Raw genomic sequence first — 11040 nt, 5'->3', positions numbered from 1 at the left:
TTGTTTCCCTTACTTTTGGTCTTCCTGTGTTATATGCTCTGAAATAAGTTCGGAAAGTTGCTTGACCGTCAAAAAATCACTGTTCGTTCCACTATTATATACAAAACCCGGTTGTACAGGAGTTCCCTCACATTCTTCACAGTATGTTTCAACAGAATACTGACCGGCTGATGGCAAGATAGCGAAATAACAACCTAAGTCGACAGTATTAAAGCTATCACTGGCCGTTATCATTTCTTCATGAATCTTCTCACCTGGCCTGATACCTACAATTGGTGTATCGCAATTTGGACATATGGCTGAAGCGACATCTGTAATTCTGTAACTTGGAATCTTAGGGACAAAAATCTCCCCCCCTTTGGTATTTTCCAGAGCCCAGAGGACCATATCAACACCATCTTGCAAGCTAATATTGAACCTCGTCATCTCAGGATCGGTAATCGGCAGGGAGCCTGTATTCTTTTTATCTAAGAAAAAAGGGATAACTGACCCCCGGCTTCCCATGACATTCCCATAACGAACCACACTGAACCGCATGTCCCGTTGCCCTTTAATATTATTGGCAGCAGTAAAAAGCTTATCAGAACAAAGCTTTGTTGCTCCATAGAGATTGATAGGAGCAGCAGCTTTATCTGTCGATAAAGCAACAATCCGACGAACTTGTGAGTCAAGGCTTGCCTCAATTACATTCTGCGCCCCCAAGATGTTCGTCTTTATTGCTTCAAATGGATTGTATTCAGCTGCAGGGACCTGTTTAAGGGCAGCGGCATGAATGACGGTATCAATATCCTCCATCGCTCGACGCAATCGATCAAGATCACGTACATCACCGATAAAATATCTAAGGTTCCGATATTTCGTTTCAGGAAATTCCTGCGCCATTTCGAATTGTTTCAGTTCGTCTCGACTGAATACGACTAAGCGCTTAATATCCGGATATCGTTCCAGCAATGTTCTCACGAACGCCTTGCCGAAAGAACCGGTACCTCCGGTTATAAGAATTTTGCTACCTTTTATTGAGTATGAATGTGTCATATCGATGTGATTAATTTTTATTTTGATATGGATGCCGTAGTCCAGTTAAGTCCTGTCGAAAAATAACCTTTTCTATTGTTTCCACGGCTTGAGGTGTTATCGTACAAAGTAAATTGCCCAACAACTCCAGGTGAGTCCACGTTAAATCCAGAGAAGCTGTTGATACTTGTGAAATTCAGATAGACCTGATATCTGCCAGGACTTAATGATCTAGCTGGTACTCTAATAATTAAACGAGCCTCTCCAGGAGTAAGATTGTCAAGAACATTTGGCTGGCTATCGAAACTATCACTTTCCAACACCAGGGTGCCATCCATTGTGGAGATCGTTGCATAACCATAAAGCCCTGGAACGGTCTCCCTTACTATATAACTGCACTCAACATTGAAATCCTGATCACAATCTACTGCAGTAATTGTTTCACCGATATCATCTACTAACCGGACCTCTGTGAGTTGAAAGGCCTTTGCATCATCAGCGTCGAAAACTTTTACTGCACCCTCAATGGTTTGAATCTCAGTTTTTGTATATTCCTCAACAACAGATATGGTCTCTCCCTCAGTTTCAATTTCACCGTTATTGATCAAAATAGCTCGTGAACATAGATTCTTAACAGCTGCAAGGTTATGACTGACGAACAATACGGTTCGCCCTTCTTTGCTCACTTCACTCATTTTGCCAAGACATTTTTTCTGAAACTCTGCGTCACCCACTGCCAGCACTTCATCAATAATCAGAATTTCTGGTTCGAGATGTGCTGCAACTGCAAAGGCCAATCGTACATACATTCCTGAAGAATATCGCTTTACTGGTGTGTCAATAAAATCCTCAATACCTGAAAAGGATACGATTTCATCAAGTTTTGCACGTATTTCATACCTTGACATCCCAAGGATCGCACCATTGAGAAATATATTCTCTCGTCCTGTCAGCTCAGGATGAAATCCGGTTCCTACCTCCAGGAGACTGGCAATCCTGCCTTTTACTTTGATATCACCACGTGTGGGTGCGGTAACTCTCGATAAAACCTTCAGCAAAGTTGACTTTCCCGCGCCATTTTTGCCAATTATTCCTACGATATCTCCTTGCGATACCTTAAGATTAATTCCCCTGAGAGCCCAGAATCGATCTCCTTCTATCTGCTTGTCTTGTCCAGGAGTTCTCTGCTCAATTTTGGCATTCGGATCTTCTTTCTTGCGTACCTTTGCCCACCACGATTGCAGATCATGCGTGAGAGTTCCATGTCCAATAACCCCCAGTCGGTATTCTTTCCAGAGGTTCTCAATTTGAATTACAGTCATTCGATTTCTCTCAGCACCAAAGTGCTGACGTCAATTGGAATAATATTTATTTTCTAGTGCCGTCTTATTGTCTAGACAGTGTCCATAAATGTTTTTTCGATTCGGCTGAACAGAAGTACGCCCATTACTAACAAAAGCAAGGTTACAGTCCAACTGATGGCAATATGAAGCGGCTGAATAGAACTCACACCAAAAAATGCCATTCTGAAACTTTCAACTATCGCAACCATGGGGTTCAATACATAGTAGGGAAGTAACCACTCAGGTATTTCACTCAAAGGATAAACTATGGGTGTTCCATACATCCATAACTGAGTCAGGAATACCATTGCAAATTTCAGATCCTTGTATTTTGTCGTAAGAGAAGAAAGGAGGATACCCAATCCAAAGCTTAAAATAGCCATCTGTAACAAAAGAATTGGCAATGACAAGATACCGTAGGTTGGCACCACAGGTACGCCCTTCAACATAAAATAGAAATAGAAGGCAAGAAACAGCATCAACTGTATGAAAAATTGTAGAAAGTTAACAACCACAGTTGCCAATGGTACTGTCAGCCTCGGGAAGTAGACCTTCCCAAATATTGCGGCATTTGTATTAAATGTTCCAGCAGTTGTATTCAGTGTCGTTGAAAAGTAACCCCAAACGACGTTACCAGCCATATAGAATAGAAATGGTGGAAGGCTATCTGTAGAAATTTTCGCTACTCTGCCAAAAATAATTGTGAAAACAATTGTGGTAAACAGTGGCTGTATAATATACCACAGTGGCCCCAATATCGTTTGTTTGTAGAGTGTCACGAAATCCCGCTTTACAAACAGACCCACAAGGTCACGGTACCGCCATAGTTCATTCAGGTTAATATCAAACCAACCTGATTTCGGTTTTATTAGCAGATCCCATTCTTGAGATTCAGCAGTGTGTCTTTTCTGATTCATTTTAGTTTTTTATACTTGTCAATAATCTGACTAGTGGATTGCCCAAAATCACTTCGAGTCCTTTCTGCAACTTTCTTGCTCTTTGAATTCTATTCTTCAAAAACTCCAACTCTTTTGAAGAGGTAGATTCATTAGGAATCTCGCTTACTAGACTCAAACTGCCTTCCAACTCATCCCCAAACACCTGAACTTTTTGCCTCACCTGAGAAAGCACTCCCTGCTGAAGTGCACTTGCGATATTATCAGCACTTTTGTAATAATTGCGTTTGTCTCCGACTTTCCAGACTTTCTTGGCCAATCCGAATTTTTCGAGTTGCCGAACTGCTATACTGACAGAAGCCTTGCTCAAGCCAAGTTCCTGGCCAATAGTGTCCAGTGATGATTCCTCTTCGCAAAGATAGAGAAACACAAGCACTTGTCCAACAATGCGGCCTGTGCCAAAATCCTGAGAGACCCTTCCTCCGGTTTCGATGAGTCGGGCTCTTGCTTCCTGAATTTTTTTGCTCTCACTCATAATTCTCATCTTTTACAATTTTCTAAAAGTTACTAAGAATGAGAACATTTTTCAATGCAAATAACTGCATCAGCAATAATATTTTGAACGTATATATGTGTATCATACGTTTGCTATTTCAGACCAATGCCAGTCAATTCAAAAATCATCAACTCCTGATTTTCAAATACATTTGAAAATCTATGATCAGACTTGATATCGTTTACGAATCGAGAAGGATAAACCCCTAGATTGGTAATTTTTTCATCTACCACAGCTATGAGGTGTTTTTTCACCACAACCGTACTGATGTCATATTTATTCAGTAAGTTAATTCTGGCAGTATTATCAGCACGCCAAAAATCTCTTAGCCTATAACCCAGGTACCATTCATGCTGGGCGGGGAAAAAACGATAATTTCCTTCTGGATACATGAAGATATGTCCTGAGGGGGGGTGCTTTTCTAGAAACGCTATGCCTTCTTTCATTCCCGATGTTAAGGCGCGTAGCTTATACGCTTTTTGTAAGACATATCCACCTTGCAAGCATGCAAGAACAGCTAGACCAGAAATGAAAATTTTGGTTTTGGGCAAGCGAACGGCCTTTTCCAGTAGCGGTAAAATCAGAAACGGTACCCCTGGCAGGAAAAACCGAGCATCTGGAGCTGTCCTGATATACCAGGCTGCCATTATGGTATATGTCCCACCTACCAGGTAGAGCCAAAAAGAAGACTTTTTATAATAGTTACTTTGCAGCCCTATAAAGCTGATAAGTTTACTGAGAACTCCGGCTGCAACAGTAATCCACAAAACTAATCCACCATAAACCAGATAGTTAATTTTAATGCGTAAGTCACCTGGGTGATTCGCAATGATCGGTGGTTTACTCTCCTTGATCTGCGTCTTCTGTTGCGGCCTTGCAGAGAGATCTGTATTTACTTCGCTGATTCCACTTTTCTTACTTACCACAGGGGCCTTTGACTCAAAGAATTCCTTTGTCTTTTTGATAACTCTCTCAAGTTGATACTGAGGATAGAAAACTGATTCGCCATAAGTAACAATAGCCCTGCCTATCTTCCAGGTCACACCAAGTACTATGAAGAGGGCACATATTGTTACGGCAATTGATCTCACCCTGCCTCTCTCTTTTAACTGCCAGAAGAAAAGGAGCAAGAAAAATGGTGGATAGAAGAGTGCTGCCGTTACTTTGAAGCCTATCGCCAGTGATAGAAACAATGATGCCCAAAACCACCTACCTTTGCGCAACAGATAAAAGGCCGTAAGAATCTGCGCCGTCATTGGGACATCCTGATAAAACGTGACGGAAAAGATCAGTGTCAGGGGCAATGAGGCCAGCACTAAGACATAGGCAAGGGCAGAGCGGCTCTCAACCCCATATCTATCTCTTGCCAGCAAATATGCTACTGTCAGAAATTGGACAAGGAAAAACGTTTGATATAACTGTATCGCAACAAATGATCCGCCAGTCAGGTAGAAAATCACTGCACCTATATAGTGCCAGAGGAAGGAGTGTGGATACCGTCGGACCTCTACTTCACCCGTTGCAATGGGGATTTCGGCAAAAAAGTTTGGCTTGCTCAGATCTTCGGCTTGTTTGACAAGCATATAGTAGTGCGTTACCTCATCGCCTATCATGACCTGGGGTGTTGCCAAACCTGTTATAAACACACCCATTACGCATATAAATATTACGAGTGGCGCGCCTATCGTTGTTCCTCTTACAGATCGACCGTACGTTTCATCTGTAAAGATGGAGCTTTTATGCGTCTTACCGGTCGAATCTTGCCGTGACCGCCTCACCAACCACCGTAAAAATATGCTTCCCCCTATTGCACCAATAGAGGGAAGCAATAGCCAGTAGGCCGTCGCTTCTCGTATATCAAAAATTGTGGTTACACATTCAATGCTGGTCTTATTAAAAGTCAGGATCAACCCGCAACAGAAAAAGATAAACAACTCACGAAGCTGTCCTCTTTTATCCCAAAATGCACCTACGGCCAGCACACATAGGAGAATACCGGATAACGAAATAAGAACTCCGGACAATCCTCCAATCCACTGTTCTATAAATGATAAAAGATTCTGCATAGTTTCAACTATGTTTCTGTAAAGATATGGAATTACTATTTCGTGGTTTGTTCAGAATCAATCATCATTTTCACGACATCCTGAAGAGTAAACTGGGCTTTCCATTCCAAAACCATACCAGCTTTGGCTGGATTTCCTGAACCTTCCAATATATCTGAAGGCCGAAGGAGCGACGAATCAACCTGAACATGATCATGCCAATCCAGATTAAGAGACGAAAATGCTAATGCTATAAACTCTTCAAGTTTACTTGTGGTGCCGGTAGCGACAACAAAATCGTCTGGTTGCTCCTGCTGTAGCATCTTCCACATTGCTTCGACATATTCAGGTGCCCACCCCCAGTCCCTGGCTATGCCGATATTACCCAAGTGTAATGTCTCACCACTCCCAGCGGCAATTCGGCAGGCAGTTGAAATGATTTTCCTGGTTACAAAACGTTCAGGACGTAAAGGCGACTCGTGATTGAAAAGAATACCTGTACAGGCGAATAAGCCATACGCTTCACGATAGTTGGCAACTATCCAATGAGCTGATGCCTTGGCCACCGCATATGGACTTTGAGGGTGGAATGGAGTTGACTCATCAGCAGGTATGCCATGGGTATCACCGAAAACTTCACTTGAGCCAGCATTGTACAACTTAATATTTCTTTTGGTAAATCGAATTGCCTCAAGAAGGTTTAACACTCCGATACTTATACTTTCAAGGGTCTCCACAGGTTGTTCAAACGATAGCCCAACGGAACTTTGACCGGCAAGGTTATAGATTTCATCCGGTTCGACCTGCTGAATCACCTGAAGTACTGAGCGGAAATCATTTATGGCCAACGACACCTTCTTTACCCGGTCATGGATTCCGAGATATTTAAGATTTGCAAATGAAGACATTTGTGCATCCCGGGATGCTCCGTACACTTCATACCCCTTGGCAAGTAATAACTCGGCAAGATATGCTCCGTCCTGGCCTGATACGCCACACACCAATGCTTTCATTTTGTACCGTCCTTACTATTAAACATGTTACTTACCGAGATGTTGAGAAAATGCATCGAACATATCATGAGCCGACCTTTGCCAGGTGAAGGTTTCAGCCCACCTTTTGGCATTTTCAATCATTTCAGTTTTTTCCTGGTACGAGTAATTCTTGAATTTGAGAATCTGTTTCGCTATATCATCTGCAGATATACCATCAACAAGCAGGCCATTCCCCCCTGCAACTTCTTTAAGGGACGCCTCCCTGGTGGTGATTACAGGAGTTCCAGCCATCATTGCCTCTATAACAGGTAAACCGAAACCTTCGTACGCCGACGGCAACACAAATATATCTGCAGCCTGATAAAGGATTTGCAAATCCTTATAGGGCAGACCATCCTGGAACCTGATAAGGCGGTCACTGTCTGCCAACTTCTGGGCAGATTTCAGGACCAACTCCTCACCACGACGAGCCCGGCCGACCACAACAAGGTTATGGGGAATTGCATCCATAACACGTTGGAATGCCTCGATCAGGACATGAACCTTTTTATGCGGGTATGTATGTGCGACACAAAGAATAAACGGTTGTGAATCTGGCAGGAGTTTTTTGAGAGTCTGTTCCTTTTCGTTTTCCTGATAGTGTTCTCCAAAGGTTTTATCAACACCAAGCAGTACTGTGTGAACTTTACCAGGGTCGGCAAAACCGTAATTGATAATTTCCTGTCGTGAAAACTCGGAAATAGCCAGCACAATATCGCATCGTCTGCAGGCACCGCGAACCAAAAAATCCAGTGTGGCTCGTTCAAGCCAAGTCATATCCTCGGGATATGACTTGTATTGCAAATCACACACAGTCACGGCTTGAGGAGAAAAAGCAAAGAAAGGTGCTGTATACCCTGGTGACCATAATAAATCGAGGTTATATTTCCGGGCAACGAAAGGCAGCTTGATTTGTTCTAGAATGATTCTTGTCGGCCTATTGGCTGCATTGAAATTGAGGCAATGAAAGTCAACGTTTTCATACCCCGAACATAACGATTGCAGCAATTCATCATTCTCATTATTCGTAAAGAATATGAATTCCACATCGGGATACGCTTTTAAAGACGCAAGAAGCGTTTCACGTAAATATGTCTCGGTTCCACCAACATCGCCGGGAACCATGAAGAGTGTATTAACCCCCAGCCTCACTTCGCCACCTTTCGATTGCGCATCACCCGCATTCCATTATACGCACCAACAATACCCCAGCGGACAAAAGCGTGTATTAATGTCTGTGGCGAAAATTTTCCAGCATCAGCTGCAGCCGCATCGAACTCTTCCTTAAACTGTATGCCAAAATTCTGCCCACTGATCGACTGCTCGTGCCACCTGAATGCTGAAATCGGATGATCCAGGATAGAGACCCCGGCCCCTTGCCTCCAGAGCCTTAGGATAAACTCATAATCCCAGGCAGCAACCATATCGGTTCGCAATGGGCCAGCCTGTAAGAGGGCCTTTCGTGAAAAGAACATGGCTGGTTGGGAGATATAGTTGATACACTGATAGGTAAATCTTGAATTGAGTGGGAAAAAGAACTCCTTGAAACGGGTTATCCCATCTCGAATCTCACTCCCTTTTTCATCAATTATTGGACATTTCCCAAATGCAAAGGCAACAGAAGAATCGGCATGAAATATTTCCTTAACCCTATTGAGTGCTTTGGGATAATACACATCATCTGCGTTCAACCAGGCTACGATATCCCCTGTTGCGGTCTGCAAACCTTTGTTGATTGCATCCGCAGGTCCGTTATCGCGTTCAACAATAAGCTGGTCAATACCGCTACCGTATTTATCCAGGATGGAGTGTGAACGATCATTGCTCTCGCCGTCAACAACAATATACTCCAGGTCTATACCATGTTCACGCTGTTGAAGAACACTGACAATGGTTTCCTCAAGAAACATTTCACCATTATAATTGGGCGTAATGATACTAAATCGCATAACTATAAAGCCCCATTCGTTTTCATCCTGACACGATCCGTAATCATAAGGGGAACAAGAAAATTGAGCCCCATAAATGCGAAATAATAGTACCGCCAGTTCAATATTCCAAGAAATACCAGGGCTGCGACCTGGCTCAGTAAAATGAAACTAAATACCGCCGACATAGGAAGCCACCTGATCAGGAAAGGGACAATAATGAGCAGGTACAGCATGTATACAGGGTTCCATGAGAAATAAACAAAGGGAGTTGTATAACTGATTTTATATATTTTTACAGCCAGATTGGCTATTTTTTTCTGGATACCTTCTTTTTTCAGGGATATGTACGGGTAGACATCGTTCCATTTCACCCTTTTCAGAAAACTATTGTTGTACCTCCACCAAAAACAGTTATGCAGATGGTCCCACTGCATATCGTCTTGGTTCACGTCAAAGACCCCCATGTATTGGTCAAACTTTTCCCCCACAAATTCGGGTGAAATGTCATCAAAAGCACTCGTAACATACCTGGAAACCTGCATACCAACAAAAGAAGCGGATGATGACAGCTTGGGCGCCATAGCCACTGAAATACCGAGAAGAACCAGTACAGGAATTATCAACAATACATATTTCCATCGTATATGCACCATTCCGAGCCCAATCATCAGGGCAGGTATAACCAGAAAGTACACAGCCCCGTTATATCTCATTCCGGCAATCAGAATAAGAAGGATTATGACCAGCTGCCAGTCTTTCCGCTGGATCTGCCTGTTCTCATGACGTTTACCAAAATACATTCGCGCCATATGAAACGCTAACAGTACAACAGCAAATGCAAACGGCACATCTTTCCATAACACCGCATTATATGTTCCTACTGGTACTGATAATACAGTCAGTAAGAAAAAAACTATCACCAGTGGCTTTGATAAGCCCCAACGGTACATAGAAAAATAAATAGATGAGATAAGTACACTACAGGAGATATTCTGAAACAACGGGACTATCGCCATATTGTTCCAGAACATACTAAGATACATGTAGAAGATCACATTAAGAGGCGGATGATCGCCAAGATACATACCTGGTATCTGAGCGGCCCGCCAGATCTTCAGGGAATCGGTCGAGGCAATTCCAGGCCAGAAGGCAATGTGCCAGAAACCGAATACGATGAACCCGGTTATACACATACCCCAGAACAGCCACCGGCTTTCTCTGGTTAAAACTGATCGAGCAGTATCATAATTGCGAACAAAGCCGGAAATATAATGAATGGCAAATACAGTGAGGCTCGCAAACAGAAATTGCCAAAACAAGCGATGCGGATGAAACAGACGCTGCCGCTTTTTATCCATCTCACTCAGTTGATATACGAGACCGATATCTGCTGATATTGGATCATCAAATGAAAGAACCGAATCAAACTCATTTATAATGTCAAATGAGCTGACAGAAAAACCGGCCGGAACCTGTACCAATATATTTTCAATACGGTATCGCGGGAGGTCCAACTTGATGGTATACGTTCCGTCCTCGGTGATATACCATTTATCCAACACCTTTCTGTTTTCTTGCGACCACTGATTGATGTCGTTTGATGTATAGAGGTAGACATCCTCGATATCGCCACAAATATCGACCGTAGAATCACCCGCAAAATTGTACGTGAAAAAGTCGAATTGAAGATGATGCTTCGGGGTGACCAGGAAAGATGCGGAACTGTTTTCTACTTGGAGATGTAGTATATTGTCCTTAAATTGTGCACCTTTGGACAATCGGCCATTACCATGAAGGACATCACGACCATCAGCTGCAAGACCGCTTAATATGACTTGGGATTTACTTGAGCCCATAGGACCGCGGCCGCTTTTCGTTAGCGTCACCTTACACTCCTCCCCCTGTAAAACGGGAGCTGGCTGTAGGTTGTAGCGCTTCATTTCATAGCCATTCAGGTCACTGCCCGAATCCCATCTGACAGTTATCCTGCCTGCCTCTTTTCCTGTCACATTCCCTGAAATAACAAGATGTGACGCAGGATACCAGGGTGTTGTAAAATAAAACCAACCCAAGAGGGCGAAAATCGGCAATATATATAAAAGGAAATATCGGTGTCTGAATAACGAATTCACTATATCATGTTCTTTTATGATGCCTGTTTCTTATTAAGAGTGATTCATCTGAACATCCTAATTTCAAATATGAATATCTTTCTCCCGTC

General features: G+C 42.9%; 9 protein-coding genes. All 9 read right to left on the bottom strand.

Annotation, left to right across the window (positions count from 1 at the left end):
• Positions 1–9: 9 nt before the first annotated feature.
• Complete coding sequence (gene pseB, locus GA520_RS08815; RefSeq protein WP_163339204.1) at positions 10–1035, bottom strand: UDP-N-acetylglucosamine 4,6-dehydratase (inverting); 1026 nt, start codon at positions 1033–1035, stop codon at positions 10–12.
• Positions 1036–1052: 17 nt separating this feature from the next.
• Positions 1053–2336, bottom strand: a complete 1284-nt coding sequence (locus tag GA520_RS08810; RefSeq protein ID WP_163339205.1) for an ABC transporter ATP-binding protein — start codon at positions 2334–2336, stop codon at positions 1053–1055.
• 71 nt (positions 2337–2407) lie between these two features.
• Entirely contained in the window at positions 2408–3274 is an 867-nt protein-coding gene (locus GA520_RS08805; protein ID WP_163339206.1) for an ABC transporter permease, read from the bottom strand.
• A gap of 1 nt (position 3275) precedes the next feature.
• Complete coding sequence (locus GA520_RS08800; protein ID WP_163339207.1) at positions 3276–3788, bottom strand: GbsR/MarR family transcriptional regulator; 513 nt, start codon at positions 3786–3788, stop codon at positions 3276–3278.
• A gap of 113 nt (positions 3789–3901) precedes the next feature.
• Positions 3902–5422, bottom strand: a complete 1521-nt coding sequence (locus GA520_RS08795) for a glycosyltransferase family 39 protein (RefSeq protein WP_163339208.1) — start codon at positions 5420–5422, stop codon at positions 3902–3904.
• A gap of 488 nt (positions 5423–5910) precedes the next feature.
• Positions 5911–6867, bottom strand: a complete 957-nt coding sequence (locus GA520_RS08790; RefSeq protein ID WP_163339209.1) for a GDP-mannose 4,6-dehydratase — start codon at positions 6865–6867, stop codon at positions 5911–5913.
• 27 nt (positions 6868–6894) lie between these two features.
• The gene (locus GA520_RS08785) at positions 6895–8040 is read right to left on the bottom strand and encodes a glycosyltransferase family 1 protein (RefSeq protein ID WP_163339210.1); all 1146 of its coding nucleotides are present in this window, start codon (positions 8038–8040) and stop codon (positions 6895–6897) included.
• Complete coding sequence (locus GA520_RS08780; RefSeq protein WP_163339211.1) at positions 8037–8837, bottom strand: glycosyltransferase family 2 protein; 801 nt, start codon at positions 8835–8837, stop codon at positions 8037–8039. The genes GA520_RS08785 and GA520_RS08780 overlap by 4 nt, the downstream gene beginning before the upstream one ends.
• A gap of 2 nt (positions 8838–8839) precedes the next feature.
• Positions 8840–10705, bottom strand: a complete 1866-nt coding sequence (locus GA520_RS08775; protein ID WP_163339212.1) for a hypothetical protein — start codon at positions 10703–10705, stop codon at positions 8840–8842.
• Between the last annotated feature and the right edge of the window lie 335 nt (positions 10706–11040).

It is taken from the genome of Desulfopila sp. IMCC35008, assembly GCF_010646885.2.
Lineage (GTDB): Bacteria > Desulfobacterota > Desulfobulbia > Desulfobulbales > Desulfocapsaceae > Desulfopila.
The sequence above is the reverse complement of the archived record's forward strand: the minus strand, read 5'-3'. Positions and strand labels throughout refer to the sequence as shown.

Coding starts and splice junctions, on each gene's coding strand:
- GA520_RS08790 (WP_163339209.1), bottom strand. CDS start 6,867: ATGAAAGCATTGGTGTGTGGCGTATCAGGCCAGGACGGAGCATATCTT.
- GA520_RS08810 (WP_163339205.1), bottom strand. CDS start 2,336: ATGACTGTAATTCAAATTGAGAACCTCTGGAAAGAATACCGACTGGGG.
- GA520_RS08800 (WP_163339207.1), bottom strand. CDS start 3,788: ATGAGTGAGAGCAAAAAAATTCAGGAAGCAAGAGCCCGACTCATCGAA.
- GA520_RS08805 (WP_163339206.1), bottom strand. CDS start 3,274: ATGAATCAGAAAAGACACACTGCTGAATCTCAAGAATGGGATCTGCTA.
- pseB (WP_163339204.1), bottom strand. CDS start 1,035: ATGACACATTCATACTCAATAAAAGGTAGCAAAATTCTTATAACCGGA.
- GA520_RS08795 (WP_163339208.1), bottom strand. CDS start 5,422: ATGATAGGCGATGAGGTAACGCACTACTATATGCTTGTCAAACAAGCC.
- GA520_RS08780 (WP_163339211.1), bottom strand. CDS start 8,837: ATGCGATTTAGTATCATTACGCCCAATTATAATGGTGAAATGTTTCTT.